19 protein-coding genes are annotated in these 21,560 nt (G+C 49.6%); 10 read left to right on the plus strand and 9 right to left on the minus strand.

Annotation, left to right across the window (positions count from 1 at the left end; genetic code table 11):
- Nucleotides 1-57: 57 nt before the first annotated feature.
- The 6 genes from trpA to K0504_RS03830 are packed head-to-tail and all read right to left on the minus strand — an operon-like array spanning nucleotide 58 to nucleotide 6,731.
- Nucleotides 58-879, minus strand: a complete 822-nt coding sequence (gene trpA / locus K0504_RS03805) for a tryptophan synthase subunit alpha (protein ID WP_220102837.1) — start codon at nucleotides 877-879, stop codon at nucleotides 58-60.
- A complete protein-coding gene (trpB, locus tag K0504_RS03810) occupies nucleotides 876-2,072 on the minus strand; it encodes a tryptophan synthase subunit beta (protein ID WP_220102838.1) in 1,197 nt (398 codons plus the stop codon). The genes trpA and trpB overlap by 4 nt, the downstream gene beginning before the upstream one ends.
- A gap of 10 nt (nucleotides 2,073-2,082) precedes the next feature.
- Nucleotides 2,083-3,465, minus strand: a complete 1,383-nt coding sequence (trpCF, locus tag K0504_RS03815; RefSeq protein WP_404822989.1) for a bifunctional indole-3-glycerol-phosphate synthase TrpC/phosphoribosylanthranilate isomerase TrpF — start codon at nucleotides 3,463-3,465, stop codon at nucleotides 2,083-2,085.
- A complete protein-coding gene (trpD, locus tag K0504_RS03820; protein ID WP_220102839.1) occupies nucleotides 3,462-4,490 on the minus strand; it encodes an anthranilate phosphoribosyltransferase in 1,029 nt (342 codons plus the stop codon). Before trpD ends, trpCF begins: the two co-directional genes overlap by 4 nt.
- Before the next feature lie 10 nt (nucleotides 4,491-4,500).
- Complete coding sequence (locus tag K0504_RS03825; protein ID WP_220102840.1) at nucleotides 4,501-5,124, minus strand: aminodeoxychorismate/anthranilate synthase component II; 624 nt, start codon at nucleotides 5,122-5,124, stop codon at nucleotides 4,501-4,503.
- On the minus strand, nucleotides 5,121-6,731 hold the full coding sequence (locus tag K0504_RS03830) for an anthranilate synthase component 1 (protein WP_220102841.1): 1,611 nt from the start codon (nucleotides 6,729-6,731) through the stop codon (nucleotides 5,121-5,123). The genes K0504_RS03825 and K0504_RS03830 overlap by 4 nt, the downstream gene beginning before the upstream one ends.
- Nucleotides 6,732-7,091: 360 nt before the next feature.
- Here K0504_RS03830 and rnm point away from each other — a divergent pair, with 360 nt between their 5' ends.
- From rnm to scpB, 4 genes are all read left to right on the plus strand, one after another.
- Entirely contained in the window at nucleotides 7,092-7,964 is an 873-nt protein-coding gene (rnm, locus tag K0504_RS03835) for an RNase RNM (RefSeq protein WP_225917951.1), read from the plus strand.
- A 113-nt stretch (nucleotides 7,965-8,077) separates the two neighbouring features.
- Nucleotides 8,078-8,698, plus strand: a complete 621-nt coding sequence (locus tag K0504_RS03840; RefSeq protein WP_220102842.1) for an L-threonylcarbamoyladenylate synthase — start codon at nucleotides 8,078-8,080, stop codon at nucleotides 8,696-8,698.
- A gap of 3 nt (nucleotides 8,699-8,701) precedes the next feature.
- Nucleotides 8,702-9,553, plus strand: a complete 852-nt coding sequence (locus K0504_RS03845) for a segregation and condensation protein A (RefSeq protein WP_220102843.1) — start codon at nucleotides 8,702-8,704, stop codon at nucleotides 9,551-9,553.
- Between the two features lie 44 nt (nucleotides 9,554-9,597).
- Nucleotides 9,598-10,224, plus strand: coding sequence for an SMC-Scp complex subunit ScpB (gene scpB, locus K0504_RS03850; RefSeq protein WP_220102844.1), 627 nt, complete (start codon nucleotides 9,598-9,600; stop codon nucleotides 10,222-10,224).
- Nucleotides 10,225-10,450: 226 nt separating this feature from the next.
- Here scpB and rsmF read toward each other — a convergent pair whose 3' ends face one another.
- Nucleotides 10,451-11,914, minus strand: a complete 1,464-nt coding sequence (gene rsmF, locus K0504_RS03855) for a 16S rRNA (cytosine(1407)-C(5))-methyltransferase RsmF (RefSeq protein ID WP_318837927.1) — start codon at nucleotides 11,912-11,914, stop codon at nucleotides 10,451-10,453.
- A gap of 20 nt (nucleotides 11,915-11,934) precedes the next feature.
- Between rsmF and K0504_RS03860 the strand changes: the two genes are divergently transcribed.
- From K0504_RS03860 to K0504_RS03870, 3 genes are read left to right on the plus strand one after another with little or no spacing between them, the layout of a single operon-like run.
- A complete protein-coding gene (locus tag K0504_RS03860) occupies nucleotides 11,935-13,164 on the plus strand; it encodes a nucleoside recognition domain-containing protein (RefSeq protein ID WP_220102845.1) in 1,230 nt (409 codons plus the stop codon).
- A 48-nt stretch (nucleotides 13,165-13,212) separates the two neighbouring features.
- Nucleotides 13,213-13,974: a Nif3-like dinuclear metal center hexameric protein gene (locus K0504_RS03865; protein ID WP_220102846.1), complete on the plus strand. Its 762-nt coding sequence runs from the start codon at nucleotides 13,213-13,215 to the stop codon at nucleotides 13,972-13,974.
- Nucleotides 13,975-13,992: 18 nt separating this feature from the next.
- Entirely contained in the window at nucleotides 13,993-14,745 is a 753-nt protein-coding gene (locus tag K0504_RS03870; protein WP_220102847.1) for a methyltransferase, read from the plus strand.
- Here K0504_RS03870 and K0504_RS03875 read toward each other — a convergent pair.
- A complete protein-coding gene (locus K0504_RS03875; protein WP_220102848.1) occupies nucleotides 14,702-15,598 on the minus strand; it encodes a transporter substrate-binding domain-containing protein in 897 nt (298 codons plus the stop codon). The genes K0504_RS03870 and K0504_RS03875 overlap by 44 nt on opposite strands.
- A 54-nt stretch (nucleotides 15,599-15,652) precedes the next feature.
- On the opposite strand from K0504_RS03875, the gene K0504_RS03880 reads away from it, so the two are divergent.
- Nucleotides 15,653-17,389: a glycoside hydrolase family 36 protein gene (locus K0504_RS03880; protein ID WP_220102849.1), complete on the plus strand. Its 1,737-nt coding sequence runs from the start codon at nucleotides 15,653-15,655 to the stop codon at nucleotides 17,387-17,389.
- 2 nt (nucleotides 17,390-17,391) lie between these two features.
- Here the strand turns inward: K0504_RS03880 and K0504_RS03885 are convergent, their stop codons facing one another.
- A complete protein-coding gene (locus tag K0504_RS03885; protein WP_220102850.1) occupies nucleotides 17,392-18,015 on the minus strand; it encodes a hypothetical protein in 624 nt (207 codons plus the stop codon).
- A gap of 328 nt (nucleotides 18,016-18,343) precedes the next feature.
- On the opposite strand from K0504_RS03885, the gene K0504_RS03890 reads away from it, so the two are divergent.
- The gene (locus K0504_RS03890; RefSeq protein ID WP_220102851.1) at nucleotides 18,344-19,549 is read left to right on the plus strand and encodes an outer membrane beta-barrel protein; all 1,206 of its coding nucleotides are present in this window, start codon (nucleotides 18,344-18,346) and stop codon (nucleotides 19,547-19,549) included.
- Nucleotides 19,550-19,600: 51 nt separating this feature from the next.
- A complete protein-coding gene (locus K0504_RS03895; protein WP_220102852.1) occupies nucleotides 19,601-21,538 on the plus strand; it encodes an ATP-dependent DNA helicase in 1,938 nt (645 codons plus the stop codon).
- Nucleotides 21,539-21,560: the final 22 nt, after the last annotated feature.

Below are 21,560 nucleotides of genomic sequence, written 5' to 3' on the forward strand. Positions count from 1 at the left end.
GAAAAAAAAGCCTCCGTGTTTAGGAGGCTTTTAAATGGTTGATCCAGTGCAAATTAATTACAGTTGGGTTCCGGCTTTCATTTGCTGAATGTAGTTGGCCATTTCACTAACCAGCTGTTTCGGATCGGCAAGATTGTTTTCAATCACTTTGACGACCGCCGAGCCTGCAATGGCGCCAGCTGCGCCCGACTGAATAGCCTCTTGCACTTGCTCTGGCCGGGATATGCCAAACCCTAATAAGGGTTTTGGTGCATCAAATTGGGCCAGCCTTGCCAACAGCTCGCTGACCGGCATACCAGCTTCGGTTTCAGCACCGGTGACGCCTGCACGGCTGAGCAAATAGGTATAACCGCTGCCTAGTTCGCCTAATTTTGCCAAGCTGGCATCATCGGCATTGGGGGGGGCGATGAAAATAGGGTGAACGCCATGTGCTTTAGCGGCTGTTGCAAACGGCTCGCTCATTTCAATCGGCACGTCGGCAACAAGAACGGAGTCAACACCGGCTTTGGCACAGTCAGCATAAAAAGATTCAATGCCATTGGCGAACACCAAGTTGGCATACATCAGCAAGCCAATTGGTAGATCAGGAAACTCCGCACGAATTTTGCCAATGAGATCAAAACAGAGGCGTGGTGTTGTGCCACTGTCCAACGCTCGGATGGTTGCCGCTTGAATCGTCGGGCCATCCGCAAGGGGATCAGAAAACGGAATACCAAGCTCTAGCGCATCGGCACCCGATGTCACCAGAGTTCGTATAATTTCCAAACTCAATTCGGGATTCGGATCACCAATGGTCACAAACGGTACAAAGGCGCCTTGTTGCTTGGCGGCCAAAGCATCGAACATCAAGTCGTAACGGCTACTAGCGACGGTGCTCATGACATAACTCCTTTGTTCTTTAAGATCTCATGGACAGTGAAGATATCTTTATCACCGCGCCCCGATAGGTTGACCACTAACAGTTGATGTTTTTCTGGGGATTGGCGGGCCATGCGTAATGCCATTGCCAAGGCATGGGACGATTCCAGTGCCGGAATAATGCCTTCATGGCGAGCAAGCTCCTGAAACGCATCCAACGCCTCATCATCGGTGACCGAATCGTATTCAGCACGACCGATGGAGTGAAGGTACGCATGTTGCGGACCAACTGATGGAAAATCTAGCCCGGCAGATACCGAATAAGATTCCTGTACTTGGCCGTCATCGTCTTGCATGAGAGGGGCTCTCATGCCAAAGAAAATACCGTCTTTGGCGTGTTTGAGCGGGGCACCATGCTCGCCACTTTCAATACCGTGGCCGGCAGGCTCGACACCAATCAAGCGAACATCTTTCTCATCAATAAAATCAGCAAACATACCTATCGCATTCGAGCCGCCGCCGACACAGGCGATCAGCGCATCCGGTAAGCGACCTTCGGCCTGTTGAATTTGGACTTTGGTTTCTTCGCCAATCATGCGTTGGAATTCGCGTACGATGGTTGGGAATGGGTGCGGACCAGCCGCAGTGCCCAGCAGGTAGTGTGCTTTTTCATAACTCGCAGACCAATCCCGCAAGGCTTCGTTACAGGCGTCTTTGAGGGTGGATGATCCCGAATGTACCGGGATCACCTCGGCGCCCATCAACTTCATTCGAAACACATTTGGGCTTTGACGTTCAACGTCCTTGGCGCCCATGTAAACTTTGCATTTCATGTCCATCAATGCGCAGGCGAGGGCCGTTGCAACACCGTGTTGGCCAGCCCCTGTTTCCGCGATGATTTCATTCTTGCCCATGCGTTTGGCGAGTAAAACCTGGCCTAACACCTGATTCGTTTTATGGGCACCGCCGTGCAGCAAGTCTTCGCGTTTGAGATAAAGCGTAGTGTTAGTGCCTTTGGTCAAGTTACGGCAACGTGTCAGCGCCGTAGGGCGGCCGGCATATTCCTTCAACAGGCTACTGAACTCGGCCTGAAACTCAGGATCGTTTTGTGCATCAACAAAGGCTTTTTCTAACTGCTTAAGGGCAGGCATCAAAATTTGCGGTACATACATACCGCCGTAAGGGCCAAAAAATGGGTCAAGTAAGGTTGTCATGGAGCAATCCTTAATAATGTCGCAGCGCGCTAAAAACGCTGTCAATTTTGTTGTGATCTTTGATGCCGGGAGCTGATTCAACACCAGAGTTGAAGTCCAGCCCGGCGCAATTGAGTGCCGCCGCTTGAGCTGCATTTTGCGGATTGAGGCCGCCAGCAATCATGATATTGCTGACATCGACATCTGCTAATAACTGCCAGTCGAATGTGGTGCCGGTGCCCCCGCTTTGCGAGCCAATACGGCTGTCGAGCAAGTGACGATCAACCGACCATTGGTCAAATTCAGGCAAGCAGTCAGTCACACCGTGGGCTTTCCAGATGGCAATGCCATCCGTTAATAGCTGGCGTAGTTCGTTGATGTGAGCGGGTTGCTCACCGCCGTGCAATTGAACCGCGCTCAGTTTCAACTCGTTGGCAATGGCGGCCACTTGCGCAGGCGTATGATTCACAAACACGCCAACGTATTGCAGTGGCGCACCGGCCATCACGTGACGTGCTTGTTGGGTGTTAATGCAGCGCGGTGACTTTTCAGCAAAAATAAGGCCACCATAAACGGCGCCCGCCTTGAAGGCTGCTGCAGCGTCTTCGGTTCGCGTTAGGCCGCAAACCTTGTGCTCGCCTAACACTAATTTACTAGCGGCACGGCTGACGTTGGGTTGCGACATCAGCGAACTGCCAACCAAAAATGCGTGTGCGGTTTGATGTAAATCGCGGACTTGTTGATGTGTGTAGATACCGCTCTCGGACACGATGATTCGGTCAGCTGGGATCTGTTTCCCTAGCTCAACGGTGCGTTCTAAATCAATGCTTAAGTCCCTCAAATCTCGGTTATTGATGCCGATAACTTTGGCATCAAGTGCAATGGCTCGCTCTAACTCGTCTTGTGTTGAAACTTCAGTCAGTACGCCCATACCAAGTTGGTGAGCCAAATCAGCCAGCGGTTTGTATTCGTCATCGGTCAACACTGACAGCATGAGCAAGGTTGCATCAGCACCATGTAAGCGCCCTAAGTAAATCTGGTAAGAATCGATAATGAAATCTTTCAAGATCACCGGTTGACTAACTTGATCGCGAACTTGCTTCAGGTATGCCATACAGCCCTGAAAGTATTTGCTGTCGGTTAAACAGGAAATGGCAGAGGCCCACGGCAAGTAAGCCTGAGCTATTTCATCCAAATCGAATGGCTCGCGGATCAAGCCTTTTGACGGCGAAGCCTTTTTGCACTCTAAAATGAACGCAGGACTGATAGCGCGCAAAGCGCTGTAAAAATCGCGATCAGATTCGGTGACATCGTTGATAAAGCTAGCTAGTGGGCGCGACTGCTTTAACTCAATCAAGGTCTGTTGCTTGTCGGCAACAATCTTTCCCAGAATGGTGTCATCTAACATGCTCATGATTCCACCCGACTTGCGCTGGCCAGTGCGGTTAACGTTGCCAACGATTGCCCTGAGTTAATGACCGCCATGGCTTGTTCGGCGCCTCGCCGTAGGTTTTCAGCTTGGCCTGCCAAGTACAGCACCGCACCAACATTGGCTGCAATGGCAGCATGCTGGGCAGGTTCTCCTTGACCGGCAAGAATTGCCGTGGTGATTTCGGCATTCTCAGTTGGCGTGCCGCCAACCAGTTCTTCAACCGAATATTCTGGCAAACCAAAATCCGCAGGGGTGATGGTTTTTTCGGTGATGTTGCCGTGGTCGACTTCTGCCACCAAGGTTGGGCCGTGCAGGGCAATTTCATCTAAACCTGAGCCGTGAACGACCATGGCGCGATTTACACCAAGCTTCACTAACGCCTGGGCGATGGGCTGTACGAGTTCTGGCGCATAAACGCCCAATAACATGACATCGGGGCGAGCTGGGTTAATCAATGGCCCTAAAACATTAAATATGGTGCGCGACTTTAGTGCGCCACGGACGGGCATCGCATGGCGAATGCCAGAGTGATATTCGGGCGCGAAGATGAAACAAGCACCGCTTTTCTCAAGTGCTTTGGCAGCAATCTCGGGCGACATTTGAATATTCACCCCAAGGGTTTTGAGCAAATCGGCTGAGCCTGATTTACTACTTACGCTGCGATTACCGTGCTTACAAACTGTTAAGCCTGCCGCCGCTGCGACCAATACGCTGGTAGTTGAAATATTAATGGTATTAAGGCCATCACCACCGGTACCAACAATGTCGACGACTTGGCCTTCCGGACGCGGAAATGTCTTGGCCGCTTGTCTAAGTGCTTGCGCAGCACCAGCAATTTCATCGGCGGTTTCGCCTTTGATTTTTAGAGCGGTGAGCAGGCCAGCCATTAATGCTGGGTCAACATCGCCCTGTACAATGGCGGCAAATATAGTCGCCGTTTGTTCTGCGCTTAAATCTTTACCTGCGCACAGCAATTCGTAGCTCGATAAGATTGAGGATTGAGTCATTTGGGTATCCTTATTCAGCAACCTGTGGCGCGCTGGCAGATGCGGTTTTCGCCAGAGCCCAGGCTAAGCTTTGGTTAAGCAACTTGGCGCCGTCGGTGGTGAGGACCGATTCAGGATGAAACTGCATGCCGAGCACGCGATCGTCTAAATTCATCACTGCCATTGGAATGGCGTCGTAGTGCGCGACGACTTCCAAACCGCCGGCAACTTCGGTACCCATCAGCGAGTGATAACGCGCGACCGGTAACGGCTGTTGTAAACCACAAAACATGTGTTCACCGCAATGGTCGATTAACGACGATTTGCCATGAACAATATCGCCAGCAGAGCCAACTTTGCCGCCGTATTGTTCGATCAACGCTTGATGACCTAAACAGATACCAATAATTGGCACGTTCCCGCGGGCGAGGGCAATCAAATCAATCATGCAGCCAGCTTGATGTGGTGCACCTGGGCCGGGGGATAGTACGAGCACCGCCTGATCGGGGCAGGCTTTAATGGCGGCCATAACTTTGTCTGCGGCTAAGTTATTGCGATAAACCGTAACCGGATAGCCTTCTGAGCGAAATTGATCGACCAGATTGTAGGTAAACGAGTCAAAGTTATCGAGTAAGAAAATATGGGCCTTGCTCATGAATGGCCTCCTGCCTGAGCGATTTGCTCGTTGGCGTAGCGAATGGCGCTCATAACGGCTTGAGCCTTGTTGCGTGTTTCGTCAGCTTCAGATTGCGGATCAGAATCGTAAACCACGCCCGCGCCAGCTTGCACATGAGCGACTTGGTCTTTGACAAAAGCCGAGCGAATAACGATACAAGTGTCCATCGTACCGTTGCCATTAACGTAACCCACGGCACCGCCGTAACTGCCGCGGCGCTCTTGTTCAACGCTACGAATTAGTTCAGACGCTCTGATCTTCGGTGCGCCGGTGAGTGTGCCCATATTCATACAGGCTTGGTAAGCGTAAAGCGCATCAAGATCGTGACGCAAGGTTCCCACCACTCGCGATACTAAGTGCATCACGTGAGAATAGCGGTCAACTTTAAGCAAATTAGCAATGTGGCGAGTGCCGGGTTCGGAAATGCGCGCTACGTCGTTGCGGGCTAAATCCACTAACATCAGGTGTTCAGACAACTCTTTCTTATCGAGTCGAAGTTCAAGCTCAATCCGGCTATCGAGATCGGGGTTAATGCTGCCGTCGTCGTTAAAGCCCCGGCGGCGCGTGCCGGCTATCGGATAAACCTCTACATCGCGGCTGGTGGCGCAAAATTTAACGGCACATTCCGGCGAGGCACCAAACAGCGTGAAGTCCTGATCTAACATGTAGAACATGTATGGGCTCGGGTTGCTCTGCCGCAGGGCTTGATAGGCTAATAGGCTATCGGGACAAGTGAGGCTGAAAGTGCGTGATGGCACCACTTGGAAAATATCACCAACAAAAATGTTTTTCTTGAGCGCAATGACATGGTCAGCAAAAGTCGCATCGTCCATGCTTTCCGCTACAGCGCTATCAACAGGTTTGCCGGCGGTTGGCAAATGGCGTTGCAGTGATGCATCCTGACTTTGCTTTTCAATCTCTTTAATGCGTGACGGTACGGCTGCGGCGACGCTTGTGGCATTGGCACCACCAAATACTGTTGCCACCAAATGACATTGCTGCGCAACATGGTCTAAATGAAGCAAGGTTTCCGCTAAATAAAATACAAAATCTGGGCAGCTATTGGCGCCTTGAGGAACCTCTGGTAACTGTTCAATACTGGCAATCATGTCGTAAGCGAAAACGCCACCTAAGAAGATCGCATTGGCTTCATCGCTATCTGTTTCAATACCGTTGATAATGGTGCGCAATGCATCGAATGGCGATGCTGATTTGAGCCGGGCTTCTTCATCGAGATCGAATTCAGGCTCGGCAAACGTTGCGGTAATGACATTACCGCTGAACGCGGTAGCAGCACAGCTGTTGAGTTTTGAGTCGAGGAAAGGCAACAAGCTGCTGCCGTTATCCGTCAATGCTGTGATTGACACGGTACGACCGTGGCACTCCAACCGCAGCGCCGCATCAATGAGCATAAGACTTTGAGTATGCTGTTTGGAGTCAATTTCTGCGGATTCCAACAACATGCTATTGCGTTGATTGTTGCTCGCGCAAATCTGGGCGTAAAGAGCGAGCGGATCGGCCTGATAGCTCAGCGATTGGGTAATCACATGAGCATGGCCTTCAGGTAGCTGAGTTAGCTGACTCATAAGGCCTCCTGATGGGCTTGCCGAAGCACTGGCTGATGAGTGAATGGCATTAACAGTCGTTTCATCTCTGCGTGTCCTTATTGATGGTCTTTGGCATTCGCCTTAACCAGCAGAGTCGAGATACAAAAAAGCCCGCTCTTGCTGGAGCGGGCTTGGCGATTCGATATTTTCAGGCAATCAAAACTCAACGCACAACCCGCAAGGGACGTGCCACCACCAGTTGGTTAAATGAGTGTTTTGAACGAAAGTCATTGCAACTGCCTGTTCTCTGTAGTTGGATGATATAGGTACTTGATTGGCTAAAACTTGTCAAGCGAACTGGCTAAAACCACCGCAAATTAACTAAAAAACGAGCAGATATTGGACTCACAAACCGTTGCCGCTGAGCTGAACGAAAAGCTGACCATCGATTTACATTGCCATAGTACGGCATCTGATGGCGTATTAACGCCGCAAGAGCTCATCATGCGAGCAAGTAATATGCAGGTCGATGTATTAGCCCTGACCGATCATGACACCATCGAAGGACTTAAGGCTGCACGCCTTGTCGCCACAAGCATTAAGCCGCCCGTGCAATTGATAAACGGCGTTGAAATTTCCTGTGCTTGGCAAGGATTAGAAATCCATGTCGTGGGGTTAAATTTTGATGCTGAGCATCCAGCACTTAATGAATTACTTGGTAAACAGGCCGAGCGCCGGCTAACGCGAGCGATGACAATTGCTGCTCGCTTGCAACGTAAGGGCCTTGAGAACTGCTGGCGAAAAGTGTCGTTGTTAGCGAAGGGCGGTCAGGTCACACGCGCTCATTTTGCGCGGTTGTTGGTCAATGAAGGCTGGGTTAGTTTGCAGAAAACAGCCTTTAAAAAGTACTTACGAAAAGGCCGTAATGCTTATGTCGCGCCGCCGTGGTGCAGTATCAGCGAGGCCGTTTTGGCTATTCAGGCCGCGGGTGGCCAAGCCGTGTTGGCCCATCCATTGGATTATCAGTTGGCGGATAGTTGGTTACAGCGTTTGTTACAAGAATTTGTCGATGCTGGCGGCGATGCCATGGAAGTGGCACAATGCCAGCAGACACCAGCTCAACGGTTGAAATTAGCTGAGCTGGCTAAAAAATACGCATTGCTAGCCTCGCAGGGCTCCGATTTTCATTTTCCGGCAGGGCGTCGGGAATTGGGGCGCAGCCTCCAGTTGCCAGAAGGATCAACGCCAGTTTGGTCATGCTGGGCACCATAGCCAGTGCTAACAATGTTTAAGCGCATTGCGCTTCATAATAAGTTGAGCCGCGTTGACGATTACAATTGATAACAACGCCCTCATAGAAGCTAGCAACAGTTAGGAATAAAGTGATGAGTCAATTTTTTTATGTTCATCCTGACAACCCGCAAGCACGCTTGATTAATCAGGCTGCGGCTATTGTGCGCAATGGTGGCGTGGTTATTTACCCAACGGATTCGGGCTACGCCATTGGTTGCCATATTGGTGACAAAAAGGCACTGGAACGCATTTGCCGTATTCGTAAAATCGATAAAGAGCACAATTTTACGTTGGTATGCCGAGATTTATCGGAGCTGAGCCTATATGCCAAAGTTGAAAACACCGCATTTCGACTGATCCGCAATAATACGCCAGGTGCTTACACTTTTATTTTCAAAGCAACCAAAGAAGTACCTCGCCGACTCCTCAACCCCAAAAAGAAAACAATTGGTATTCGAGTACCGGATAACACCATTGCACTGGCGTTGCTTGAAGCTTTGGGTGAGCCGTTGATGTCGACAACCTTGATTTTGCCTGATAATGATGTGGCCGAATCTGACCCCGAAAGCATTCGTGATCGTTTAGAGCATCAGGTTGATTTAATTATCAACGGTGGTGATCTCGGCGAAGCGCCTACCACAGTGGTTGATTTCACGGATGACGAACCGGTTATTTTGCGTGTGGGGCAAGGCGATCCGGACGTCTTTTCTTAATTCATGAGTGCGGTTGATCCTGAGCCTCAATCACAGCAACAAACGTCAGCGGCAAGTCCTACTCAACAGCAGCCGCTGCCGCTAGGTTACGTGCGCGGCGAAGCCTTTATTGAACAACCGCAAGATTTGTATATTCCACCTGAAGCCTTGGCTGTTATTCTCGATGTATTCGAAGGGCCAATGGATCTGCTGCTTTATCTGATTCGTCGTAATAAGTTAGATATTTTGGATTTGCCAGTATTAGAAATTACTGAGCAATACATGGAATATATTGCGTTAATGGAAGAGCTGCAGCTCGAACTCGCAGCTGAATATTTGCTGATGGCAGCACTGTTGGCAGAGCTGAAATCGCGCATGCTATTGCCCAAACACAGTGATAGCGATGGCGATGAGGCTGATCCTCGCGCCGAACTACTAAGGCGCTTGCAAGAATATGAATTGTTCAAACGCAAAGCCGAAGAAATCGAGCAGCTCCCCCGTGATGAGCGAGATTTCTTTCGCGCAACAGCGGCGCTGGATGAATCTGTTCAGCCTTTAAAGCTGCAGCCCGAAGTTGCGATGGACGATTTGATGCTGGCATTTACTACGGTCGTAAAACGCGCTCAGGCTTTCGACCATCATCACATCGAGAAAGAAACCTTATCAACGCGTGAACGCATGACCAAGGTTCTCGAATCGCTGCAGCATGGCCGCTTTGTGTCGTTCGAAAACTTATTTGATGTGACTGAAGGTAAGGCTGGGGTTGTGGTGACCTTCTTAGCCGTATTGGAATTGGCAAAAGAGCAATTGTTAGAGCTGACTCAGAATCAACTATTCGCGCCGATTCATGTGCGGGCTAAAGCGCCAGAACAGTAGATAGAACAATAAGCGCCTATTCGGACAAATCATAGAGATCAAGCATGGCAACTCAAATTAATGATCAACAATTAATTCAGGTCATCGAAGCTGCATTATTTGTTGCCGATCAACCGCTTACGCCGGTGGCTTTGCGCGATTCGGCATTGCAACAATTCGTGGTGCCGTTACCTCGAATTCGCGATGCGCTTGAACAGCTTCGGCAAGATTATTTGTCTCGGGGCGTTAACTTGGTAGAGGTTGGTTCTGGCTTTCGCTTTCAGACTGCACCGGCGGTGAGCGAACAAATTGCCATGATGTGGAGCGAGCGGGCGCCACGCTACTCACGTGCGACCTTAGAAACCTTATCGTTGATAGCCTACCGCCAGCCGATAACTCGTGCTGAAATTGAAGATGTTCGCGGCGTGTCGGTCTCGACGCAGATCATCAAGACGCTGCAGGAGCGCGGTTGGATCAAAGTCGTCGGTCACAAAGAAGTACCAGGGCGCCCATCGTTATGGGCGACTACTCCTGTGTTTTTAGACTATTTTGGCCTTAAGAGTTTGAGCGAACTACCTGAGCTTGAAATGCCAGAAAACGCCCGCGAATTGGCGCTTGCCAATGAATACCCGCTACTCAATACTGATCCCGAAGCACTTCAAAAGCAGCCCGCCGAAGCCAACGACAATTAGCTTTCAAGGCATTAAACCGGCAGGTAAATTTGAGGCAAAAAAAAGCTCGGAACGATTCCTGTTCCGAGCGTAGGGGAATGGCTCATGTTGAGCCGTGCGCTAACTAACTGTTCCAGACTGGCAGCCCGAGGCGCTGCCCTCCTGTCATGTTTTAAAGTCTAGGCAATAATTCCTGATACGCCAATTTTTTGCTCGCTTTTTACGCGTTTATTACTCGAACATGCCGTTAAAACTCAGTAACCGCCTGATCGCGAACAAGATCTCTAGGTAACAAATTTTTAACTTTACCGTTGACCGCTTTGCCAAGCCCAAGCACTTGCGCCTCGAATGTAATAATGACTTCGCCTTTGGCCGGCAAGCCGTCAACGCCACTGACGACTTTGCCTTGCAGGTAATCACGCGCTTGGACTGCGTCTAAGCTGACTCTGCCCTGTGTTGCATGTTGGCCAAATGCCATCACGTATTCATGGCTTAGACGAAAATCGCGTTTAAATTGTTCGGCCACTTTCACACCGATGCGATCCATTCGAATTTTGTTGATAAGCGGTGTCAGTGCATTGGGGAATAGCCAGTAAGCATTGTCGCGTTGGTACCAAGTCATCTCCGCCGGTCGACTTAGCCCGTAATTGCTGAGGTGCTCATCGATCGCACTTTGAGCTTTTCGGGTCATCGGGCCATAGGGAAATTTACCCAGTTTATAGTCCAATGGTGGTGGTGCGTCAGTGGTGCCTGTTTTAGTAAAGGCGGCAATGAAAAAGCCCTCACAATCGAACAGTTGTGGCCAAATGTGGAGGTAGCCCTCAGCTGTTTGTGCTTTGCTGGCTCCCTCGAACAAGTTGCCCAATGAGCGCGCCTCAACCTTGCCTGCAAACGTCTCCAGTAGATGTTGGCAAACGTCCTGATTCTCTTGCGCATTCAAGGTGCAGGTTGAATAAACTAAAATGCCGTTGGGTTTAAGGGCATGAAACGCGCTGACGATTAATTGTTTTTGCACGGCGGCCAGTTGTTCAGTGCTTTCCAGCGACCAGTTTTTAAATGCGTCAGGATCTTTTCGCACCGAGCCTTCGCCAGAGCAGGGCGCATCGAGCAACACGGCATCGAAGGTATTGGGTAAGGCGGCACCAAACACGCTGGCATCAAAGTGTGTCAGCGCTGCATTTCTCACGCCACAACGTTGAATGTTGGTGAATAAACCTTTCAGCCGAGAGCCTGATAATTCGTTGGCGACTAAGCCGCCTTGGTTGCCCATGAGCGCGGCTAGTTGGGTGGTCTTTGAACCCGGCGCTGCGGCCATGTCGAGTACTAACGTTGGTTTTTCACATAAATAGGAGAGCGCCATTGGCGGCAGCATTGAGCTGGCTTCTTGAATGTAAAACTGTCCATTTAGATGACTAACATGGTTACCCAATTGATAGGTTGGCTGGCCGTTCAGCCAAACGCCCTCTGGGCACCAAGGAATGGGATCGGCTTGTGCCGTCAATTTTTGTAAGCTTTCGCCTGCGGGCATTTTCAGGCTATTAAGGCGAATACTTTTACGCAACGGCTGCTGGCAAATGTCGAGCAACGACTCAATGCTTAAGTGGCTGGGTAGTATCGCTTTGGTGTTTTCAATAAACTCTTGAGGGAATTCCACTTTTGGCATGATCGTAATGGGCTGGTAATTGATAAGATCAGCGCCGGATCTTACCACAATCAAATCAGGGAAATGATGTGTTAAATCGCGTTTGGCTGGTGATGATACTTGCCAGCATTGCCACGGCACTAAGCCAGTGGCTGTTTTTTGGCGATGTCAGCAGCGTCAATGGCTTGGTCAGCGCTTTATTTAGTAGTGCTGAGCTGGCGGTAGAGATCGCGCTTGGGTTAATTGGTGTGCTGTGCTTGTGGCAAGGTTTGTTTGCCATTGCGGAGCGCTGTGGCGCTGTTGATTGGTTGGCCAAGCGGGTGGCTCCATTGTTTCATGTGCTTATGCCGGGGATCCCAAAAGGCGACCAAGCATTTGGCAGTGTCACCATGAATTTAGCGGCGAATATGCTGGGACTTGATAATGCAGCTACGCCGTTGGGCATCAAAGCGATGCAGGATCTCCAACGGCATAATAAAACGCCGGAAGTCGCTAGCGACGCACAAATCTTATTTTTGGTGCTCAACACCTCGTCAGTAACCCTCATTCCAATCACCGTATTTTTGTACCGCGCTCAGCAAGGCGCAGCGTCGCCGGCAGATGTGTTTTTACCCATTTTGTTAGCCACTAGTGCGTCAACCTTAGCCGGACTGTCGATGGTGGCATTCATTCAAAGAATTAACTTATGGCAGCGCCAACTCATGGTGTTTTTCGCCATTGCCGGTGCGGTATTGTTTTCTTTGGTTGCTTACCTAATGCAACTGAGTGCCGACGCAATTAGTAGCCAATCGACGCTCATGGCCAACTTGCTATTACTTGGTTTTATTAGTGTTATCTTGCTTTTGGCGCATCGCCGTCAAGTTGCGGTGTACGACGAATTTATCGTGGGTGCCAAACAAGGCTTTGAGACGGCAGTCCGACTCATTCCATTTCTTGTGGCCATGCTCGTGGCTTTAGCGATGTTAAGAGAAAGCGGCCTACTTGGCGCATTAGTCGCGGGGATCGCAGCTGTGGTTGCTGCGTTAGGAGGCGATACGGCGTTTGTTGATGCGATGCCAGTGGCTTTTGCTAAACCGTTTTCTGGCTCGGCGGCGCGCGCTTTGCTCATCGATACAATGCATGTGCATGGCGCCGATAGTTTTGTTGGCCGCCTCGCGAGTATTTTTCAGGGCAGCACCGAAACCACATTTTATGTCTTGGCAGTCTATTTTGGCGCGGTCGGGATCCGCAATAGTCGTTACGCCTTATGGTGCGGTCTATTTGCCGATGTAGTGGGCATCATTGCCGCAATATTCATCGGTTACTGGTTTTATGGTTAGAGCTTTGCCGATAGAATGCGCGGTCAGATTTAGCAGAGGAATAGCAACATGAAGCGGCAACAACTAATCGATTATCTCGACGAACTTCTGCAAGCCGATAAAATTCGCGACTACTGCCCTAATGGCTTGCAAGTTCAAGGGCGCGACGACATTCAAAAAGTGGTTACTGGGGTAACCGCCAGTCAAGCATTGATCGACGCTGCTATTGCCGCAAATGCTGATGCCGTATTGGTGCATCATGGTTACTTTTGGAAAAACGAATCGCCTGTTATCACCGGCATGAAATACAACCGGTTAAAGGCATTGCTCGATGCCAACATCAATTTAATCGGCTATCACTTGCCGTTAGATGTGCACCCTGAGTTAGGCAATAACGCACAGTTGGCGAAGCGCTTAAATATTGTTGATTGTGTTGGGCTGGATCCAAATGATGCCTTTTCAGTCGCCATGAAAGGACGTTTTGCCGAACCGATCAGCGGCTCTCAACTAAGCCAATCATTGCTGCAGTTGTTGAATCGAAAGCCGCTTCACATCGATGTTAAAGACCAACCGTTGCAAACAGTAGGCTGGTGTACCGGTGGCGGTCAGTCGTTTATCGAGCAAGCGGCATTAGCTGACTGTGATGTATTTATTACCGGCGAAGTGTCGGAGCAAACGGTGCACGTGGCCCGTGAGCTAAACATCGATTTTATTGCCGCTGGTCATCATGCCACCGAGCGATATGGCGTTGAAGCATTGGGTCACCACTTAGCGCAGCAGCTGCAGCTGCAGCTGGATGTTCAGTTTATTGATATCGACAACCCGGCATAATGGCGTGATCAGAACAGCATGAAATCGAATTTTGATGGCGCGATTGCTAAGTTTGCGCGCAGTATTTATCAAACCCCAAAGGGGAAAGTCAGGCTCGCTGTGTTGCAGCGTGATTTGCTGAGGCTCCGAAATGGTAAGCCCCTTCGAATACTCGACGTTGGCGCAGGCATGGGGCAAATGGGACTGTGGTTTGCCGAAGCGGGTCATCAGGTCGTGTTGTGCGATATTTCTGCCGACATGTTAGAAGAAGCGCGCCAGCGTGCGGTTCAACTTGGCGTCGCTGATCAAGTCGAGTTGATTCAATCTGACTTGTTCGAATTGGCCGACATTGGCACATTCGACATAGTGCTGTGTCATGCCGTGTTGGAATGGGTTGAGCGCCAACAGCAATTTGTTGAGCGGCTCACGAAATATGTTGGTGCACACGGATGGCTGAGCCTAATGCCGTACAACGCCACATCTAAATTGATGCATAACTTAGTGCTGGGTAATTTTGAGTATGTTGCCAGTGGCATGAAACGCCGCAGCCGGCAACGGTTAAGCCCACAATGGCCTGTCGTGTTGTCCGAATTAGAGTTGTGGCTAAATGAGTTACAGCTGGATTTGAACGTATGCTCGGGTGTGCGCGTATTTAGTGATTATGTGCGCGACCGAGATCATGCTGTTGCCAATGAAGAGCAGTTAATCGAACTCGAGTTGCAGCAATCACGCAACCCAAACTTAATTCCTATTGCCCGCTATGTGCATTACCTTTGCCAGCGAGCTGGTTAACGGCATGTGGTGAAAGCCACCAGTCCGTTTGCATTGGCGGAATTTGTTCCGGTAAAAAAGGATTGTTGAGCTTGATCAGCGCACGCGGGTGGCTCGCTATTTGAGAGGCAATTTGGCCGAAATGTTTGTCGAACAGCGCCTTAAAGCTGCCATCTTCCAACGCTAAGGCAAAGCCTGCAAGCAATCGCTCGGCCAATTCAGTATTACTGCGATTGACGAAAAAGTAGCGCGGAAACACATAAAATAACGCAATGTCCTGATTGATCTTCAACTGGTCGTGAATCTTCGACTGTTCCACAAGCTCTAGTTGGATCTCATTTAAACCGCGTGGCAGGTAATCGATCTGCCCGCTACTAAGCATCGAGAATAATTCCTGATATTGCGGTGATGTCATTACCGGTAGTCGGTTGCGATACAAAATTCTAAGATCTTCCCAGTGTAAACCAAAGCCTGCGATGGCTTTTTCACGCAGTTGCTTGAGATCTGTTATTGTTTTGAATTTTGAATCTGACGATTCAGTGGTCAGAAGTAATCTGTAGCCCAACATGCCTTGCAGTAACGGTTGCTTGATGGCTTGGTAGTTGGCTTCGCGGCGTTTGCTAGTTGGTAGAAATGCGATATCGACAGCGCCTCGAGTGAGGGCGCGCAGACCTTGCTGCTCGGTTAATTGATCATTCAATGGGCTAGCTTGACTGGGGCCGTAGTCGTTCGCAGTGATATTCAGTAAGTGCTGTAGTAACTCAATGTCATAGTTAAACCGTTCGTGGCTTTGAAAGTACACGATCTGACTTTGAGCATGGCCGCGAGGGCAAAGCAACAACACCACAACCACGAGGGCAAAAAGTCGAACCACCAACGCCTCCAATACACTAGACTAACGTCAAACTTGAACTGCAATTTTGTCAGTATGCCTCATACGCCCACGCAATCAACCTTACCTGTGCCGTGTTTTGAAGGCGGTAGCAATCGTGGCATTAAATTGGTTGATGGTGTTGCACACGTATCGGGTCAGTCGAGCACGAGCCCGATTGACAATGTACTGCTGGCCGCTTGGGATGTTAGTGCCTGGCTCGACGCTCCCATTTTAGCGGATGGCTATCAAATGCTATGTCAGTGGCAAGGCTCATTAAGGGCGCCAGTGGCTGTGAGCCGCTGTGCTGATAACGACGCTGACTATCGCCGATATCCCGCTGAGCAAACGCGTTTTTACAATTACTTGCTCATAGAGTTGGAACCCGATAACAGTTATTGGTTAGTTGGTTTTGCCGATTGCCATCAATTCAATGGCTACTTTGAATGTCGCCACGATAGCCAATTAGTTGCGGTCGTTGAGACTGAATCGTTATGCCTCGAACCGGATCAGACAGCAGTTTTACCGACGCTCGTTAGTTTGCAAGCTGACTCAATCACCGCCGTGTTTGGCAAGTTCAGCACGATCATTCAATCACGTCATGGCACGCCTAAAATTCAGCAAAGTGTTAAGGGCTGGTGCTCGTGGTATCACTACTATGAGCACATCACGACAGACATTATTGCTGACAACGCCAAGCAACTGGCACAACAGTGGACTGAGGCCGATCTGGTACTGATTGACGATGGTTACCAGCGAGCCATGGGCGACTGGTTAATCCCGTCTAATAAATTTGCTGGCGGCGTTGAACAGGCCATTGATGCCATCACGTCGACTGGTTGCCGCCCCGGCATTTGGTTAGCGCCGTTTATTGCGCAGTTAGATTCGCAGCTTTATAAGGAACACCCCGATTGGTTTGTACACCATGCTGACGGCAGTCCATTGTTAGCGGACAGCGTTACTTATGGCGGCTGGCGTTGTACCCCCTGGTTGTTACTTGATACCTCTCAAGATGCCCCCTGTGAATTTTTGCAGCACACGGTTGACACCATGAAGCAACAGTGGGGTATTGCGTTATTTAAACTCGATGCCTTGTACTGGGGCGCATTGGACGTGCCGAGGGCTCACCCAATGACTAGTGTGCAAGCTTATCGGCGCGGGTTAGCTGCGATTAAACGCGGCGCAGGCGATGCTTGCGTTCTTGGCTGCAATGCGCCGATGTGGCCTTCACTTGGATTAGTTGACGCGATGAGAACGAGTGATGACATTCATCGTCATCAGCATCGGTTTAATCAACTTCATTTGGAAAATGCAGGCCGTAGTTGGCAGCATCGTGCTTTGTGGTTGCTCGACCAAGATTGCTTAACGTTAGAGAATTTGAATACTGAGTTCCAGCAACAAAGCGCACGCCCTGAGGCTTATGAATTTCATGCAAGCTCGATACTCGCGCATGGCGGTAATTTGATATTAGGCGATGCGATGAATTGTTTGTCTGCTAGTTCAACATTGAAAGTGTCTCAGTTACTAGCGCGACTCGCGTGCACCGAGCAAGTTGTGGATTATCAGTCATTAGCGTTTGATCGAGCATCACTAATATTAGATGACAACACCACGTTGTTTTTTGCATTTCATACTAATGCCGAAGTCAGTAAAACCTTTAATTTTCAGACGAATTACGACGTTGACTGGTTTGATTTTTGGCAAGGTATTGCCTTGGCTGATCAGTGTCAGGCATTACAAGTGGAGGTGGCGCCCAATCAGGCTAGGGTGGTGGTTGCTAAACGACGACTTTGAATTTAAAAGTCGAATTGCAGCTGCAAACCAAGGTTGGCATCGCCTAGACCAGGGATTGTGCCGGTGGTGTAAACAGAGCGAAGGCGAGTGCGCTCATCAAGTGCCATGGTCGCACCTAAACCGAATGCCATTTTAGCTTCCGTAAATTCGATGTCGGCGTAAGGCATGTATTGTTGCAGTGGATCATCTTGGCTGCGGTGGCTTAACGCATAAAACAAAGGATCGTATGCTTGAGTAAACAATTCAAAGCGTACGTTATCCGATGGCAACGCAACTAATGGCATTGAAAAATAGCGATAGGATTCGGCTTGGGTGTCATAAAAGCCATCGGTTGCAGCCGGCAAAATTTCAATTTTATGGCTGTAATTGACCAATGACTGGTAAAACGAATTGTAGGTTTGCACCACCGCTTGGCGAGCTCTGGTTAGCGATAAAAAGTCGTATTGTTGGTTCGCGTCAAATTCGTCATAGGCTTGTTGGCCTGTCGGCAATTCAGTCGACGAATTAGCTGTGCTAGATAAACTTTGATAGTCGAGGTAGTCGTCAGTCATTGCATGGCAAACACTGTTTAGTGAGAGCAGCAACACCCCAAACGCTAATATTGTTGAGCTAACAAAATACTTCATAGAGACCTTTTCACGACGAACAACTTCAAATGTACGTGTACTGCATCCGGTCAGTAGACGCAGCCAAACTACCAGCTTTGTTGCACAAAAATCAACCAGAATGCTCGATATTAAAGATTTCTGTGAAGCCTTCGTAAATTTACGGTTTGCCAATGCCGTTCGGTTGAACTAATTGCCATTGCTTCAATACATGCTGATTTTTGGCATAAATCTGAGTGCGCGACAGGTTAAAACTAGGTGGCGGTGTGCTGATTTGTCTGTATCATTTGCACCAACTAAAGCCCAACAATAAGGGCTTATTAAATTTGTTTTAAAGGGATGATTCGATATGCGGAGCTTTGTTACCGCCGTTCTGCCAAGCGCAGGCGCTGTTCTAATGTTGGGCACACAGCTAGCTCAGGCTGCGGGTTATGAGCCAGCGCAAATTGACGTGGGAGCCGGCTTAGGGTTGGTGCCTCAAATCGCCATCAAAAATGGTTTCGATGACAATACTGCCAACCAATCTTCAAATGAAATCGACAGTTGGTTTACTGTAATCAAACCCCGTCTAACACTGGAAGGTGGCGGAGACATTAGTCACTTGGCCGTTACTTATGAATTGGCTGACGGGCGTTATCACTCCAGCGATGAAGATGACTTTACCGATCATAAATTTATCACTGAATTGCACCATGAATTTACCAGTAAACACCGGGTTGATTTAGATTACCGCTTCAGTCGTGTACATGAAGAGCGGGGCACAGGTATAAGCGAAGGGCAAGGCGAATCGCTGACCGAAGTGGCTGAAAAAGACATCCATCGGGCAGATTTGGTATATGGCATTGGCGCTGCACAAGCGCGCTTTAACTTCGATATTAATGTTAATTACGAAGATCTCGCCTACCGCAATTACGAGCAATTAACTCAATATAGTGATTACGATACCATTGGCGGCGGCGCCACTGTTTATTACCGTTTGGGGCCTGATTCGTCACTCCTTCTTGACGCACAATACGCCGAGCGATCTTATGATCTATTGCCACCGTCGGGGCTTAGCCGTGATAGCAGCGATCAACAGCTGCGCTTGGGTTTTCGCTGGCAAGCAACGGGCGTTAGTGCCGGAACGTTTAAGCTAGGCTACGCAGAGCGTGATTACGATGACGCGCAGCGTTCGGACTTTTCTGGCCTGACGTGGTCATTGGGCGCTGAATGGGCACCAAAAACCTATTCAACGTTTTATATCGAAAGTGGCCGCAGGGCAAAAGATCCTGATACGCTCGGTGATTACGTGAGAGAAACAACGGCGCAAATCCGCTGGGAACATGGCTGGACGGAGCGCTTTACCACTCTTGCCTCCATTGCCTATCAAGATGAAGAATATACTGGCATTGAACGTGACGATGACGCACTGACCGGTGAAATTGGCGCCCGTTACCATTGGCGCCGTTGGCTAAACACCGATTTGAGCTATCAATACATTGACCAAGACTCAACATTCGATGCGCTCACCTACGACAAAAATATCTATTGGCTTACCGTGACGGCTTCACTTTAATGGCGACAACGAACGGCTCTGACATGCCACAACTCTGCGAGCGCCATTAATATGGCAGTAAAAAGTGTTGCCAAATGCTTTGAGCCAGACGGAGAGCTAGCCAAAGCGATCCCGCAATTCCGCCCGCGTGATGCGCAAATTGATATGGCAAAAGCTGTTGAAACAGCCATGAAGCAAAAAACTAGCTTGGTGGTTGAAGCAGGCACTGGTACAGGTAAAACCTTCGCCTATTTAGTGCCAGCGCTTCGTCATAAAGGCAAAACCATTGTCAGCACCGGTACCAAAGCGCTACAAGAGCAGCTGTTTCATCGTGATTTGCCTACGGTTGTCGATGCACTGGCCTGTGGTCGCCCGATTGCGCTTTTAAAAGGGCGCTCTAATTACTTGTGCCGCTATCGTATGAATTTGCACCTAAAGCAAGCCGACACGCTATTAGAAGCAGACTTGCAGGCTGATTTGGTGATTGTTAAGCGGTGGGCGAATACGAGCGACAGCGGTGATATTGGTGAACTTACCGAGCTGGGTGAGGATAGCCGTATCTACCCCTATGTCACCTCCACCCAAGATAACTGCTTGGGGCGTGATTGTGCGGACTATGACGAATGCTATTTATTAAAAGCCCGCAAAAAGGCGCAAGAAGCAGAAGTGGTGGTGATTAATCATCATTTGTTTTTTGCTGATATGGCCATTAAAGACACTGGTTTTGGTGAACTGTTGCCTCAAGCGGACACGTTTATTTTTGATGAAGCGCATCAGCTGCCTGACGTTGCCACTTTATATTTTGGTACGTCGCTATCGACACGCCAGCTGACGGATTTAAGCAAAGATGTTGAAGCGGCTTATCGCAGCGAAGCGAAGGATCAAGCGCAGCTTAGTAAGGCGGGTTCACGTTTAAGCCAAGCGGCTCAAGACTTACGCCTTTGTTTTGCGCGAGATCCCAGTAAAGGAAATTGGCGCGAGCAGTTACAAACCCCAGATGTTCAACGCGCGATTAAACGACTAACAGATGATTTAAGCTTTTTATTTGATGTACTGAAACTGGCGTTGGGTCGCGGTAAGTTAATCGATCAATGTTGGGAGCGATGTAGCCAATATATCAATCAATTAAAAGCCGTTTGCCAAGTTGAAGAGCTGGGAAATAGTTATTGGTTTGAAACAACGCCGCGCCACCTGATCATGCATTTAACACCGCTTGATATCGCCAGCCGATTTGAAGACTTCATGGGGCAGCAGCATGCCAGTTGGGTGTTTACCTCCGCCACCTTAAAAGTGGCCGATGGCTTTGGCCACTTTGCTAGCCAAATGGGGATCCAGCGTACTGCTGAATTAGGCTTGGCCAGCCCATTTGACTACCAGCAACAAAGCTTGTTGTACGTGCCGGCAAACTTGCCTGAGCCGGGTGGCGGTCAGCCCACTACCGATCAGTTTATTAATTGTATTATGCCGCTTATTAATGCGAGTCGTGGTGGCGTGTTTGTGCTGTTTACCAGCCATCGTATGATGCAGCTTGTGGCAGCGGCTATCACTGAACAACTGACTCGGCCAGTGTTGGTACAAGGTAAAAGCTCAAAGCGAATTCTACTTGACCAGTTTGTAGCTGCAGGCGACGCCGTGTTATTGGCCACCGGTAGTTTTTGGGAAGGGGTCGATGTCCGAGGCGACGCATTAAGCTGTGTTATTATCGATAAATTGCCCTTTGGGGCTCCGGATGATCCGCTATTAAGCGCGCGCATTGAAGATTGCCGACGTGGCGGAGGAGATCCATTTGGCAGCATTCAGATTCCACAAGCGGTGATCACGCTAAAGCAGGGCGCCGGGCGTTTAATTCGCTCCATCACCGATCGCGGTTTGTTGGCCATATGCGATGCCCGCTTGGCGTCACGCGGCTACGGCAAAACCTTTCTACAAAGTTTGCCTGATATGCCACGCACTCGCCTTGAAAGTAAGGCTGTAGCGTTTTTGCAGCAGCAACTGTCCGACAACGACTAAACCACTACAACGACAAGATAAC

The sequence above is a fragment of the Neiella holothuriorum genome (assembly GCF_019457915.1).
Taxonomy (GTDB): Bacteria; Pseudomonadota; Gammaproteobacteria; order Enterobacterales; family Neiellaceae; genus Neiella; species Neiella holothuriorum.